We start from the raw sequence: 13,298 nt of genomic DNA, 5'->3' as shown, positions 1-13,298 counted from the left end.
AGGTTCCGATCGACCGACGGCCTCTCACTCGAATTCCAGACGCCATCGGAGGTCGCACCCGACGTTGCCGAACGACGTCGCGCTGCCCTGCGTGAAGTTGTCGTAGCTGCACTGGACGCCGGTGGTGTCGTCCAGCTGCACGTCGACGAGCGCACGGAAGTCGCGCGCATCGCCCGCGCCGACGCCGGTCGTCGCGCTGAGCCGCACGCGATCCGCGATGCGCTTGCCGACCGAGATCTGCGGCTCGGTGCGCCCGCTCCGCAGCGAGTACGCGCTCGTGATGCGGAAGTCGTCGATCAGCGGCACCGCGCGCCGCACCTCGCGGTCGACGCCGGTGATCTGCGTGAGCGCCTCGAGCGCGACGGTGCTCGTCACGTCGCCGGTCTGGAGCTGCTCGAACTCGCCGCGCGTCATGCCGACCGCGAGCAGCATCAGGATGTCCTCCTGCGGCAGATCGGGGTCGCTGCTGGTCGCGATCTCGAACGAGCCCATCGAGCCGCGCGCGTCGAGCAGGATGCGCCATCGCGCCGCGGTCAGGTCGCCGCTGCGCCGCACCTCGGTGACCGCGCCGAGCTGGAACGTCGGATCGATCTGCGTCTCGTCGTCGAACGAGAGATACCCAGCGCGCAGATCGAACACCGCGTTGCGGAAGAAGATCCGACCGCGCGTGAACTGCATGCTCCCGAGCACGCCGAAGCGCTGATCGGTGCCGACGATGCGGAACGGGCGCTGCGTGTCGTCGATCGCGAGCTCCGCCTCGACGAGGTTGTTGCGCACGACGAACGGCTGCTCGTCGACGATGCGCAGATCGAGCGCGACGCGATCGGCGTCGGGATCGTAGCGCTCCGTCTCCGCGCGCTGCGTGCGCGAGAGCTCGCCGAGCGTGGTGCCGAGATCGATGTTGCGCGTGAACGCGAGGCGTCCGACGCGCAGCTCGCCGCGCGCCGTGGGCAGTCGCTCGCCGCGCGTCCAGCCGACCTCGACGTCCGCCGAGAGCGCGAGATCCATGCCCTCGGCGGGCGCGAGCTCGAGCCCTTCGCCGTGCACCCGCACGTTCCAGCGCGAGAGCCGACCGTCCGCGAGCTGCGCCTCGCCGTTGCCGCGGATCGTCCCGCCCGCGAGCCGCGCGCGCAGCTCGTCGATCTGGATGCTGCGCGCGCTGAACGTGACGTGCGCGTCGAGCCCCTCGACCGGCGTGGGCAGCGCCGCGGCGCGCAGCGAGCCGTCCTCGAGCCGCGCGTCGCCGTAGATCTCGGGATCCGAGATCGGCCCGCTGATCGCGAGGCGCGCGACGATGTCTCCGTCGGCCTCGGTCACCGCGGGCGTGACGCGCGCGAGCAGCCCGAGATCGACCCGCGCGTCCATCTGCAGCGCGAGCCCACCGTCGTCGCCCGGCACCGGCAGCGCGTACTGACCGCGCACCCGGATGCGCGAGTCGGGCCCGACGAGGCGCGCGCGATCGACGCTCGCGACGCCGTTCTTGAGCGAGAAGAGCAGGGGCCCGCGGTTCGTGAACGCGACGTCGCCGCGCGCGAGCTCGAGATCGCTCACCTCGAGCTGCCCCGCGAGCGTCGACAGATCGCGCAGCCCGCCGTCCTCGAGGACCAGCTCCGCGCTGATCTTGCCGCGCGACGCAGGCGCGCCCGGCGAGGGCGCCGGCATGAACGCCGCGAGGTCGAGCCCGTCGAGCGCGATGCGCCCGCGCAGCGGGTACTGCTGCGTCCGGCCCACCGCGAGGTCGACCGTCAGACGTCCGTCGAGCGCGGTCCCGCAGATCACGAACGCGCTCGCGCGCGAGAGGCGCGGCTGGAGACCGTCGACCGTGCGCAGCGGCGGATCGTTCGGCCAATTCGCGCGCGCCAGGCCCGTGCGCGCGAGCGCGCAGTCCTCGTGCTCCGGCGGCCGTCCCTCCCACGCGAGCGCGTCCTGGATCCACGCGTCGTCCTGGTGCGTCTGCCGCACGTACGCGCGTGCATCCCCGATCGCGCGCCCCGCGTAGACGACGTTCGTCAGCCCGACGTCGAGATCGATCCGCATCGCGTCCGGCGTGCCGCCCACCTGCGCGGTCGCGCTCGCGACTCCGTCGAGCCCCGGGAAGCGATCGCCGATGCCCTCGATCTCGCTCAGCGCGAGCGCGTCGGCGGCCGCGGTCATCCGCAGCGCGCCGCCGACGTCCATCGTGCCCTGCAGCGCGACCGTGCCCTCGCCCTTGTGGAGGCTCGCGTGATCGATCAGCAGCTCGGCGCCGCTGATCCCGCGCGACCAGTCGAGCCAGCGGAAGCGGCCCTCGAGCTGCCCGCGGTCGAAGCGATACTCGTCGACCGTCATCGACGAGAGCGCGAGGCGCATGCCGACGTGGAGCGTCCCGCTCGGCGAGTCGCCGGGGTAGCCGTTCGTGTAGTCGATCTCCGCTTCGCCGTGCGCGACGCCCTGGTACGGCGTGAAGCGCTCGTCCGCCTCGAACCCGAACACGTGATAGAAGTCCGCGAGCTCCATCCGCTCGAGCGCGAGCCGGCCCGACATGCGGAACGCGTCGCGATGGAAATCGAGATAGACGTCGTGCCCTTCGTAGCGGCTCTCGTTCTTCACCGCGACGATGTGCGGGAACGTGACGCCCATGCCGTCGGAGTCGAGCACCGCGTCGCTGTCGACGTTCCCGAGGCGGAACGAGTCGAACACGAAGTCCTGGATCCGCACGTGACCGGTCACGCGCGGCGCCTGGTAGAAGCCGTCGATCTCGCACGTCGCGGTGCCGATGCCCGCGAGCTGGAAGCGCGTGAGCGGTGAGACGTCGCGCAGGTCCGCGGGATCGGCGCGCGCGCTCACGCGGAGCTCGTTGCGGAAGCCGAGCAGCACGTCGGCGTAGAGCCGGCTGTGCGGGAGATCGGCGACGAGATCGGTGAACCGGATCGCGTCGTCGCGGATCGACCACTCGCCGCGGAAGTGCCCGCGCGGGATGGCGATCACCGTGCGCAGCGGGCGCTCGTGGTACGCGTTCGCGCTCACCGTGAAGTCGTGGGTGCGCAGATCGACGGGCCCCGAGAGGTCGAGGTCGCGCAGCGATCCGCGCAGCACCATCGAGCCCTCGAAGATCCACTCGACGATGGAATTCTGCGAGACCGAGAGCTGATCCATCAGGTGCGCGAACGAGAACGCGTGGAGCTCCGCGGTCACGTCGAGCGGGAGCTCTTCGGTGAGGCCCAGCGTGCCGCCGAGCGTGAGCGTCCCGCCGCCTCCGACGACCTGCACCTCGCCGCTCGTGATGCGCACCTGCTGCGGCGTCGCCTCGAACGCGATCTGCGCGACGTCGCCGATGCCGAACTCGGTGATGCGCCCGTGATCGAGCCGCACGGTGCCCGTCGCGCGCTGGCCGTGCGCGCCGTCGTGCGAGAGCCGCGCGCGGATCGCGGCGTGGCCCCACATCGCGGGCAGCGTGATCGGCAGCGCGAGCGACGCGAGGTGCTCGAGCTCGTAGTCGACCGCGATCTGGCCCACGTACCCGCGCGCGCCCTCGACGCGCGGATCGGGCGGCGGCAGCGGCACGTAGCCCTCGCCGATCTCCGCGCGCAGCGGGCCGAGCGCGACGGCGAGCTCCTGCACGCGCAGCGCGTCGGACGCGATCTCGACGTGACCTTCGAGCCGCTCGAGCGCGTGCTCCGTGCCCTCGCGCGTGATCGATCCGGTGCCGTCGACGACGGTCACGTCGATCACGCCGCCGCGCTCGCCGCGCACCGTGATCTCGTCGACGTGCAGCGCGCCGCTCGCGATCGGCTCCGCGTCGACGGTGAGCGCGGCGTCGCGGATCACCAGCTCGCCGAACGGCAGCGTCATCTCGCCGCCGCCCCCGCCGCCTTCGATGCGCGGCAGGTTGCGCAGCTGTCCGTCGCGGATGACGAGGTGCACGCTCGCGCCGTCGAGCTCGATCGCCTCGAGGTCGACCTGCCCGCGCAGCAGCGCGCCGACCGACGGCCGCACCGCGATGCGCGCCGCATCGGCGACGCGCCCGTACACGGGATCCGCGAGCGAGATGTCGCGCGCCACGATCGCGAACGGCGAGAGCTGGAGCTGCACCGGCCCGAGCGACGCGCTCATCCCGAGCTCCTGCCGGATCGTGTCGATCAGCAGCGCGCGCAGCCGCGTGTGCGCCTCGGACGAGCGAATCGTGAGCGCAGCCGTGACCGGGATCCCGATCGCGAAGACCGCGAGGACCACCGCCCACTTGCGCCACCGGCGAAACGCGATCCCACGGCCCACGCGAATAGTCCCGGAAGGACGGTCGAGGCTAGCACGAGGTCCTCGCGTGGCGCGCGTAACCGGCACGAGATGTGCGACGCGTGCGCGCGCCTCTCTGTTCACCCGCGATGTGCGCGACGGCTGGGCGCGACGCGCGCGAGGGACTACACACGGAGCGATGGACCCGAACGCGCTGCTCGCCGGCCGCACGCGCGAGACGAAGATCCGACGCGACGCCCGCGGCCGCTGGTTCGACGGGCTCGACCCGATCGATCACGTGCTGCTGACGCAGGCGTTCGACGCGTGGATCGACCGCGCGGAGGATGGTCGCTACTGCCTCAAGAACGACATCAACTGGGCGTACGTCACGATCGAGGGCGCGCCGGTCTTCGTGCGCTCGATCGAGCGCGAGGGCGACGTCGTGTGGCTGCAGCTGTCGGACGGCCGTCGCGAGGCGCTCGATGCGTCGACGCTGCGCGAGGATCGCGAGGGCGCGCTCCACTGTCAGGTGCGCGGCGGCGCGCTCGCGGCGCGCTTCGACGTGCACGCGGCGATGCAGCTCGAGCCGCTGGTCGCGGAGGACGAGCGCGGCGCGCACCTCGTGATCGCGGGGCGCGTGGTGCGCCCGCCCGTGGTCGACGATCCGATCGCCTGGCCGCGCTGAGCGCGGGCTACAGGAAGCTCTCGATCGCGTCGACCGCGATCGCGCTCGACCACTCGCGCGGTCCGTCGACCCGCAGCCGGATCACGCCGTCGCGATCGATCACCCAGGTCTCGGGGTAGAGCCGCGTCCCGAAGCGATCGCGCACCACCGCCTTGTCGGGATCGAGCAGCACCGTGAGCGGCGACGTCGGTGCGACCACCGTCGAGACCTGATCCCAGGTGCGATCGGTCGAGATCGTCACGAGCTCGATGTCGTCGCGCTCGGCGACGATGCGCGCGAGCTCCTCGAGCGTCGGCATCTCCTCGACGCACGGCTGGCAGGTGATCGTCCAGAAGTTCAGGACGATCACCTGCCCGCGATGATCCGAGAGGCGCCACGGACGCCCCTCGCGATCCTGCAGCGTGAAGTCGGGCGCGAGCCGATCGTTGCCGAGATAGTGCTGATCGCTCTGCTCGCCGCGCGCGAGCGCTTCGAACGCGTCGCTGCCGAGGATCCCGCGGAGCGGTGCTTCCTGGCGCCGCACCTCGCCGTCGGCGAGCGCGCTCGCGAACATGAACGCGAGCGGAGCTCCGATCAGGAGCACGGCGAGGCCGGCGAGGATCTCTGCGCGCCGCATGGGCAGCCGGACTGTGCGGTGCCCGCGCGGAACCGGCAAGCCACTCGGCGCGCGACGGAGCAAGCGGGCTGGTGCCCCGCGCGCAGCGTTCGCGTCGGGGGGTCGTCCAAGACCCCTCCCCGGAAGCTCAGTCGCTCACCAGCGGGCCGAAGAGGAACCAGCCGCAGACGCCGACCACCAGGTCGTACGCGCCGAGGATCCGCAGCCACGCCAGCGTCTCCTCGAGCGGATCGCCGCCGAGGATCCCGCGCGTCGCGACCACGCCGGCCAGCAGCGCCGGCGTCACCAGCGGGAACAGCACCACGCTCAGCATCAGATCGCGCGATCGCGTGCGCACCGTCATCGCGCCGAAGAGCGTCCCGGTCAGCACGAACCCGAACGAGCCCAGCAGCAGCGTCGGGATCATCAGCGGCAGCGCAGGGACGAGGTCGAGGTGGAAGAGCACCGCGACCAGCGGCACCAGCATCATCTCGATCGCGATCAGGAACGCGAACGTCCCCACCGCCTTGCCCGCGAAGATCGCGGGGCGCGGGATCGGCGACAGCAAGAGCCCGCGCATCGCGTCGTTCTCGCGCTCCCGGCCCCAGGTGCGCCCGATCGCGAGCACCCCCGCGAACGCGATCGCGATCCACAGCACGCCCGGCGCGATGCGCCGCGCGATCACGTCGTCCACGTAGAACGAGAGCGACGTGAGCACCACGACGAGCACCGCGAAGAGCCCCGTGCTCACCGTGATCTCGCGCGTCCGCAGCTCGATGCGCAGATCCTTCCCGGCGAGCAGCGCCGCCGCGCGCAGCACGCTCACGTCGTCGCTCCCGCGAGAGGCTCGTCCTGCTCCACGCGCCCGCGCGACAGGCGCACCCGGCGATCCCCGATCGCCTCCGCGAGCGGCACGTCGTGCGTGACCAGGACCACGATCGCGCCCCGCGCGCGCTCGACGCGCACCGCCGCGATCAGCCGATCGACCGACGCGGGATCGAGCCCGGTCGAGGGCTCGTCGAGCAGCAGCAGCCGCGGCTCGTGGATCAGCGCGCGCGCGAGCGCGATGCGCTGCAGCTGACCGCGCGAGTACGTGCGCGTCGGTCGCTCGCCGAACGGCCCGATCTCGAAGCGCTCGCGCAGCGCGGCGATGCGGCGATCGGCATCGCGCACGCCGTGCAGCTTCGCCGCGAGCGCGAGGCTCTCCGCGCCCGTGAGATCGGGATAGACCATCGCCGCGTGCGCGAGCACGCCGATGGTCGCGCGCAGCGCGTCGGCGCTCGCGAGCGCGTCGTGCGATCCGAAGCGGACCGTGCCGCGCGTCGGTCGCACCAGCAGCGAGAGGATGCCGAGCAGCGTCGTCTTGCCGGATCCGTTCGGCCCTTCGATCACCGTGACCAACCCGGCGCGCAGCGCGACGTCCACGCCCGCCAGCGCGCGGGTCGGCCCGAAGGTCTTCACCAGCCCGCGCGCGTCCACGCGCTCGAAGTCGATCGTCACGCGGGCCGCAGCTTAGCAGCCCGCAGATCGGAGCCGCGACGAAGCGTCCGGGCTACAGCAGCTCGCTCGCGATCCGCGCGAACGCGGGCGCTGCGACGGTCCCGCCGGTGTAGCCCTCCGCGACCGTCTCGACGCCGACCACGATCACGAAGCGCGGCGCCTCGAGCGGCGCGACACCGACGAACGCCGCGTACGACGCGCCGTCCTCGAGACGCGCCGTGCCCGTCTTGCCCGCGACGCGCCGACCCTCGACGCGCGCCCCGCGCCCCGTGCCGTCCTCGCGCACGATCGACTGCTCGAGCAGCGCGACCATCGTCGCCGACGTCGCTTCGCTCAGCACGCGCTCGCCGCTCGACGCGGGCTCGCCCTCTCGCCACGGCGCGCGATACGTCCCGCCGTTCACCACGGCCGCGAACGACGCCGCGACCTCGACCGGCGTCGGCGCGAGGCCCGCGCCGATCGCCGCGCGGATGGCCTCTCCATCGTCGCTCCGCGCGCTCTCCGGCACGCGATGATCGAGGTGCAGCCGCGCCATCCCCTCGAGCCACGCGTCGCGGCCCATGCGCTCCATCACGCGCGCCGTGCCGACGTTCGACGAGAACGCGACGACGTCCTCGAGCGACATCGCGCCGTGCGGCGACGCGTCATGGATCTCGATCGCGCCGATCTGCGCGCGACCGCCGCCACCGTCGACCGAGTCCGCGGTCGTGATCACACCGCGCTCGAGCGCGAGCGCGATCGTGAACGTCTTGCCCACCGAGCCGTGCACCACCGCATCGCGCGCGGGGATCTCGGGATCGACGCGGTCGCCGCGCCGTCCGCTCGTCGCGACGACGCGCCCGGTCGCGGGATCGAGCACGACGATCGACATCGCGCGCGTCGTGGGCTCGGCGAACGCGCGCGCGATCTCGCCGTCGATCACCTCGCGCGCCCGCGCGTCGATCGATGGCGTCGCGTCGGACGTGGCCGTGGAGGTCGTGGCAGGGGAGGTCGGAGCCGCGTGCCCGCACGACGAGAGCGCGACGAGCACGAAGAAGAGTGCATATCGAGACATGAGGCGCGCGCGCAGAACAATGCCCGTGCCGGCGCGCTCGCGCCTCGCATTTTCACGCCGTTCACGCCGAAGCCGCGTCCCGACTGCAACGCATGCGCGTCGCGCCGGACACGTCGTGCTCAGAAGAGGTCGGTCACGATCGCGTCGAGCGCGAGCCACGACGCGTGGGGCACGCGCATCCGCGCGCCTTCCATCACCAGCTCACCGCGTCCCACGCGCCGCTCGATCGCGCGCTCGCGCCCGACGCGCGCGTCGACGCCGGTGCGCGCCTCCAGCGCGTCGAGGTCCACGCCCTCGCGCGTCCGCAGCCCGAGCATCAGCGCCTCGCGCACGCGATCCTCGGCGCTCAGCGACTCCTCCCACGACTCGACGCGCGCGAGCTCGCCGCTCGACTCGAGGTACTTCGCGGGCAGCGCCTCGTCGCGCCACCGCCGCGCGCCGCCGCGCCCATCGCCGAGGCACCCCACCGCGCCCGCGCCGAGCCCGACGTAGTCGCCGCCGCGCCAGTAGTGCAGGTTGTGACGCGCCTCCTGCCCCGGCCGCGCGTAGTTCGAGACCTCGTAGTGCTCGAGCCCGCGCGACGCGAACATCGACTCGGCCGCGAGGAACGTCTCGGCGTAGTCGTCGTCGGGCGCGACCGGCAGTCGACCCTTCTTGTGCAGCTCGCCGAACTGCGTCCCCGGCTCGATCGTCAGCGCGTACGCCGACACGTGATCGACGCCTGTCTCGAGCACGCGATCGAGCTCCGCCTCGAAGTCCTGCGCCTTCTGCCCGGGCATCCCGAACATCAGGTCCGCGCTCACCCGCGTGATCTCGCGGCGTGCCTCGCGCACCGCGCTCAGCGCCATCGGCGCATCGTGCAAGCGCCCGAGGAACTTCAGCCGCGACGCGTCGAGCGACTGCACGCCGATCGAGATCCGATTCACGCCGGCCTCGCGCATCGCCGCGGCGCGCGCCCGATCGAGCGAGGTCGGGTTGCACTCGACCGTCACCTCGACGTCGTCGACGCGCGCGCCGAACGCGCCCTCGATGCCCGCGAGCACGCGCCCGAGCGCGCGCGGATCCCACAGCGACGGAGTCCCACCGCCGACGAAGATCGACACCAGCGTGCGGCCCTCGAGCTGCGCGCGACGCGCGTCCAGCTCGCGCAGCACCGCGTCCGCGTACGCGTCGTGCGGCACGTCGTCGCGCGCGGTCCCGTACGAGTTGAAGTCGCAGTACGGGCACTTCTTGAGGCACCACGGGAAGTGCACGTAGACGCTGGTCGCGGTCATCGAGGGCCGCGGATCGTGGGGCTCGGCCCGCGCAAGTCAACGCGGGCGGGCGCGCCATCGAGATCGCTGGCGCTGGAACAGCCGTGCACGAGCACGTGACACGTGCACGTGGACGATTCACGGCGTGGTTCGAGCGGCTGGTCCGGCCGAGCTCCGCATCACCCGAGGCGCTGGAAGCGGAGACGCGGCGCTCGCGATGTCGCGGCGCCGCGTCGTGACTCGTACACGTGCACGTGCCACGTGCTCGTGCACGGTCGTTTCGGCGGTCAGCCCTGCTTGATCAGCGACACCTCGATCGCGATCGAGATCTCGTCACCGACCAGCACGCCGCCCGCCTCGAGCGCGGAGTTCCACGTCATCCCGAAGTCCGAGCGGCGCACCTTCGTGCGCGCCGACGCGCCGATGCGGCGGTTGCCCCACGGATCCGCGTGCTCGGCCGTCACGTCCTCGACCGTCAGCGTCACCTCGCGCGTCGTGCCGCGGATCGTGAGGTCGCCGACCACCTCGTAGCCGTCGCCCGCGCGGCGCACGCGCTTCGACTCGAACGTGATCGTCGGGTGCTTCTCCGCGTCGAAGAAGTCCGCGCTGCGCAGGTGCCCGTCGCGCTTCTCCTCGCGCGTGTTGATCGACGCCACGTCGATCGTCGCGGTCACCTTCGACGCCTCGGGCGTCGCGGGATCGAACACCGCCTCGCCGGACACCTTCTGGAACTCTCCGCGCACGTTCGTGATCATCATGTGGCGCACGCTGAAGCCGACGCTCGAGTGCGAGGCGTCGAGGGTCCAGCGGCTCGGCTGCGCGGTGGTCTGGGTGGCTGCGGTCGTCATGGTCGTCTTCCTTGTTCCGTTCGAGATGGCCACACGATGGATCGTTGCTCCCGTGCGCACTAGAGTCGTTCCAGCGAACGCTTCGTTCGCGGATCTCGAACGATGGATCTCCACCGCGCCGCCATCTTCGTGAAGGTCGTCGACGAGCGTGGCTTCACCGCCGCCGCGCGCGCGCTCGATCTCCCCAAGTCCTCGGTGAGCCGCGCGGTCGCGCTGCTCGAGCAGGAGCTCGGCGCGCGCCTGCTTCGCCGCTCCACCCGCAGCGTCGCGCTCACCGAGGCCGGCGCCGCGTTCTACGAGCGCGCCTCGCGCGGCCTCGCCGCGCTCTCCGAGGCGCGCGAGGCGGTCGTCGATCTCGAGGCCACGCTCCGTGGCCCGATCCGCGTCACCACCGCGGTCGACGCGGGCGTCTGGCTGCTCGCGCCGGTGGTCGGCGCGTTCGTCGCGCAGCACCCCGACGTGCTCGTCGACGTCGTGCTCACCGGTCGCGTCGTCGATCTCGGCGAAGAGGGCATCGATCTCGCGCTGCGCGCCGGCCCGATCCGCGACGACACGCTGGTCGCGCGCCGCCTGCCGCGCGTCGACTTCGCGCTCGTCGCGTCGCGCGCGTACCTCGACGCGAACGGCACGCCGAAGCGCGTCGCCGAGCTCGCGCAGCATCGCTGCGTGCTCTTCCGCGGCGTGCGCGGCCGCGCGACGTGGACCCTCACCGGACCGCGCGGAGAGGAGAGCGTCGAGGTCCGCGGCGTGGTGAACGCCGACGACTTCTCGTTCGCGCACCAGGCGGTCGCGGCGGGCGCGGGCATCGGCCTCTTGCCCGCGTTCGACGGCATCACCGGCGCCGACGTCGTGCGCGTCCTACCGCGCTACGGCGCGCCCGGTGCGCCGTTCCACCTCGTGTATCCGAGCGCGCGCTACGTCCCGCGACGTGTCGCGGTCTTCCGCGACTTCCTGCTCGAGACGCTCAGCGCGCGTCGTTAGCCCGCGGCGCGCGGCTGCGCGCGACGATCGTGCCCACCGAGATCACGAACAGCGGCACGCAGAGCCACTGGTAGTACGTCAGCCCGCCGAGCACCTCCGGGTTGTCGCGCCAGCGCTCGAGCACGAACCGCAGCACCGCGAGCGCCGCGAGATAGACCGCGAGCCGTCGTCCCGGGAGCCACTGCGCGCGCGCCGCGAGCACCAGCGCGAGCGCGGCGCCCGCGTGGAAGTACGCCTCCACGAGCGTCGCCGGGAAGCGCGGCGGATCTGCATGCACGATCGACAGCGCCGCCCACGGCGAGCCGGGCTCGATCGCGCGTCCCGGGCAGCACCCGGTCGTCACGCAGCCCAGCCGTCCGAACGCCAGCGCGATCGCGAGCGGCGCCGCGAACCGATCGCCCGTCGCGCCGCGGAACCCGACGCTCGCCTTCGCGAGCTCCACGCCCGCCCATCCGCCGAGGATCCCGCCGAGCACCGTGCGCCCGAGCACCGGCGAGCCCTCGTGCCCGGGCACCGGCGCCGCCCACCCGAAGAGGTCCGCCGGCAGCTCGAAGAGGTGCGCGCCGATCACCGCGCCGATCAGCGCGCACGCCTTCACGCGCTTCGCGACCGGCGCGGGGATGCCGTCGGGCGGTGCGTGCCTCGTCGCCGCGAGCCCCGCGACGATCCCCAGCGCGACGAAGGCGCCGTAGAGCATCGTCGCGTCAGACCGTCCGCAGCGCGTGCTTGCGCGCGCTCGGCACGCCCTGTCCGCCGACGGCAGCGCGCAGCGGCGCGAGCACCTCGGCCTCGAGGTGATCGCGATAGAGCACGTTGTACGTGTCGAACGGCATCACGCGCGTTCCATCGGGATGCGCGATGTGGACGCAGCTCTTGCGCACGCTCCGCAGGTCCATCGAGTGCCGATCGAGGAACTGCATGATGATCACGCGGAACACGCGGTCGTAGCCGAGCGAAGGCAGCGCCTCGACGCGCGGCAGGCAGCAGAGCAGGTCGTGCAGCGACCCCGCCGCCGACTCCGGCCCGTGCGCCGTGCTGAACGTCGAGAAGATCGCGCGCGTCAGGTCGCGATCGCCCTCGTACACGATCGTGTTCCTGCCCGCGTCGAGCAGGACGCGCGGATCGACGTAGCGCGTCAGCGGCGTGATGCGCGTGCCGTCCTCGCTCTTGATCCCGTACGCCATCGCGAGGCACTCGGGGTGACACGGCACCGGCAGCAGATCCTCGGGCGCGAAGAGATCGCACTGCTCGGTGATGCGCCGCCGCACCTCGGAGAGCGTGAGCCGGTGCTCGCCGGGATCGAACGTCTCGTTGCGCCCCGCGTCCTGCACCGGCTGGAACGTCACGCCGCGCACCGCGCGGTGCTGCGACGCGAAGCGCAGCAGATCGCCGAGCTCGTCGTCGTTGACGCCGCGCTTCACCGTGCAGACGAGCGTGGTCGAGAGGTTCAGCGCGTCGAGCTTTTCCAGCGCGCGCTCGCGGATCGCGCGCAGGTCCGCGCCGCGCAGATCGAGGTGCGCGCTCCTGCGCAGCGAGTCGAGCTGCAGGTACACCTCGAAGCGCGGCGCGTAGCTCGCGAGCCGCTCCGCGAACCCGTCCTCCTTCGCGATCCGGATGCCGTTCGTGTTCAGCATCAGGTGCCGCACGGGCCGCCTGCGGCACGCGTCGAGCACCGCGAAGAAGTCGGGGTGCGTCGTCGGCTCGCCGCCCGAGACCTGCAGCACGTCGGGCTCGGTCTCGTTCGCGACGATGCGGTCGAGCATCCGCTCGATCACGTCGAGCGGACGATGCGCGAGCCGCTCCGGACCGCTGCTCGCGTAGCACGTCGGACAGCGCAGGTTGCAGTGATCGGTGATCTCGAGGATCGAGACGCACCCGTGCTGCTCGTGATCGGGGCAGATGCCGCAGTCGTACGGGCAGCCGTGCTCGTGCGGGGTGTTGTAGCGAGCCACCTGCTCGGGCGGCTTCAGGAACACCTCGCGCCCGCGCCGGAAGTACGCGGCGTCGTCCGAGAGCAGCACGCGCTGGATGCCGTGCTCCGGGCACCGCTTCCAGAGCCACACGCGGTCGCCCTCGATGAGCTCCTTCGCGTCGACCACGCGCAGGCACGTCCCGCAGAGCGCGCGCGTCGCGGAGTAGAAGAGGTAGTCGCGGGCTCGGTGCGCCACGT

11 protein-coding genes are annotated in these 13,298 nt (G+C 72.3%); 2 read left to right on the top strand and 9 right to left on the bottom strand.

Features of this window, described 5'->3' with window-relative positions; translation table 11 throughout:
- Positions 1-24 precede the first annotated feature (24 nt).
- Positions 25-4,254 carry a translocation/assembly module TamB domain-containing protein gene (locus DB32_RS29750; RefSeq protein ID WP_053236030.1) on the bottom strand — a complete coding sequence of 1,410 codons (4,230 nt, stop codon included), beginning with the start codon at positions 4,252-4,254 and terminating at the stop codon, positions 25-27.
- 157 nt (positions 4,255-4,411) lie between these two features.
- Here DB32_RS29750 and DB32_RS29745 point away from each other — a divergent pair, with 157 nt between their 5' ends.
- Positions 4,412-4,897 (top strand): hypothetical protein, encoded by a 486-nt coding sequence (locus DB32_RS29745; protein ID WP_053236029.1) that lies wholly within the window; start codon positions 4,412-4,414, stop codon positions 4,895-4,897.
- Between the two features lie 7 nt (positions 4,898-4,904).
- Here DB32_RS29745 and DB32_RS29740 read toward each other — a convergent pair whose 3' ends face one another.
- The 6 genes from DB32_RS29740 to DB32_RS29715 form a co-directional block, all read right to left on the bottom strand.
- Positions 4,905-5,513 carry a TlpA family protein disulfide reductase gene (locus DB32_RS29740; RefSeq protein WP_053236028.1) on the bottom strand — a complete coding sequence of 203 codons (609 nt, stop codon included), beginning with the start codon at positions 5,511-5,513 and terminating at the stop codon, positions 4,905-4,907.
- A gap of 127 nt (positions 5,514-5,640) precedes the next feature.
- Complete coding sequence (locus DB32_RS29735) at positions 5,641-6,318, bottom strand: heme exporter protein CcmB (RefSeq protein WP_240481267.1); 678 nt, start codon at positions 6,316-6,318, stop codon at positions 5,641-5,643.
- Positions 6,315-6,992, bottom strand: a complete 678-nt coding sequence (locus tag DB32_RS29730; RefSeq protein ID WP_157069539.1) for an ABC transporter ATP-binding protein — start codon at positions 6,990-6,992, stop codon at positions 6,315-6,317. The genes DB32_RS29735 and DB32_RS29730 overlap by 4 nt, the downstream gene beginning before the upstream one ends.
- A gap of 52 nt (positions 6,993-7,044) precedes the next feature.
- Positions 7,045-8,046, bottom strand: coding sequence for a penicillin-binding transpeptidase domain-containing protein (locus DB32_RS29725; protein ID WP_053236027.1), 1,002 nt, complete (start codon positions 8,044-8,046; stop codon positions 7,045-7,047).
- 119 nt (positions 8,047-8,165) lie between these two features.
- The gene (gene hemW, locus DB32_RS29720) at positions 8,166-9,320 is read right to left on the bottom strand and encodes a radical SAM family heme chaperone HemW (protein WP_053236026.1); all 1,155 of its coding nucleotides are present in this window, start codon (positions 9,318-9,320) and stop codon (positions 8,166-8,168) included.
- A gap of 266 nt (positions 9,321-9,586) precedes the next feature.
- A complete protein-coding gene (locus DB32_RS29715; RefSeq protein ID WP_053236025.1) occupies positions 9,587-10,147 on the bottom strand; it encodes a YceI family protein in 561 nt (186 codons plus the stop codon).
- Between the two features lie 102 nt (positions 10,148-10,249).
- Between DB32_RS29715 and DB32_RS29710 the strand changes: the two genes are divergently transcribed.
- Complete coding sequence (locus DB32_RS29710) at positions 10,250-11,128, top strand: LysR family transcriptional regulator (protein ID WP_053236024.1); 879 nt, start codon at positions 10,250-10,252, stop codon at positions 11,126-11,128.
- Here DB32_RS29710 and DB32_RS29705 read toward each other — a convergent pair.
- Together DB32_RS29705 and DB32_RS29700 are read right to left on the bottom strand one after the other, a co-directional pair.
- On the bottom strand, positions 11,112-11,825 hold the full coding sequence (locus DB32_RS29705; protein WP_053236023.1) for a prolipoprotein diacylglyceryl transferase: 714 nt from the start codon (positions 11,823-11,825) through the stop codon (positions 11,112-11,114). The genes DB32_RS29710 and DB32_RS29705 overlap by 17 nt on opposite strands.
- A 7-nt stretch (positions 11,826-11,832) precedes the next feature.
- The gene (locus DB32_RS29700) at positions 11,833-13,296 is read right to left on the bottom strand and encodes a radical SAM protein (protein ID WP_053236022.1); all 1,464 of its coding nucleotides are present in this window, start codon (positions 13,294-13,296) and stop codon (positions 11,833-11,835) included.
- Between the last annotated feature and the right edge of the window lie 2 nt (positions 13,297-13,298).

Origin of the sequence: Sandaracinus amylolyticus, assembly GCF_000737325.1 — a bacterium.
Lineage (GTDB): Bacteria > Myxococcota_A > Polyangia > Polyangiales > Sandaracinaceae > Sandaracinus > Sandaracinus amylolyticus.
Note: the sequence above shows the minus strand (reverse complement) of the source record. Positions and strands in the feature narration are given on the sequence as shown.

What these genes read in the sequence shown, in the direction of transcription:
- DB32_RS29715 (WP_053236025.1), bottom strand. Translation starts at nt 10,147, where the DNA reads ATGACGACCGCAGCCACCCAGACCACCGCGCAGCCGAGCCGCTGGACC.
- DB32_RS29745 (WP_053236029.1), top strand. Translation starts at nt 4,412, where the DNA reads ATGGACCCGAACGCGCTGCTCGCCGGCCGCACGCGCGAGACGAAGATC.
- hemW (WP_053236026.1), bottom strand. Translation starts at nt 9,320, where the DNA reads ATGACCGCGACCAGCGTCTACGTGCACTTCCCGTGGTGCCTCAAGAAG.
- DB32_RS29725 (WP_053236027.1), bottom strand. Translation starts at nt 8,046, where the DNA reads ATGTCTCGATATGCACTCTTCTTCGTGCTCGTCGCGCTCTCGTCGTGC.
- DB32_RS29710 (WP_053236024.1), top strand. Translation starts at nt 10,250, where the DNA reads ATGGATCTCCACCGCGCCGCCATCTTCGTGAAGGTCGTCGACGAGCGT.
- DB32_RS29705 (WP_053236023.1), bottom strand. Translation starts at nt 11,825, where the DNA reads ATGCTCTACGGCGCCTTCGTCGCGCTGGGGATCGTCGCGGGGCTCGCG.
- DB32_RS29740 (WP_053236028.1), bottom strand. Translation starts at nt 5,513, where the DNA reads ATGCGGCGCGCAGAGATCCTCGCCGGCCTCGCCGTGCTCCTGATCGGA.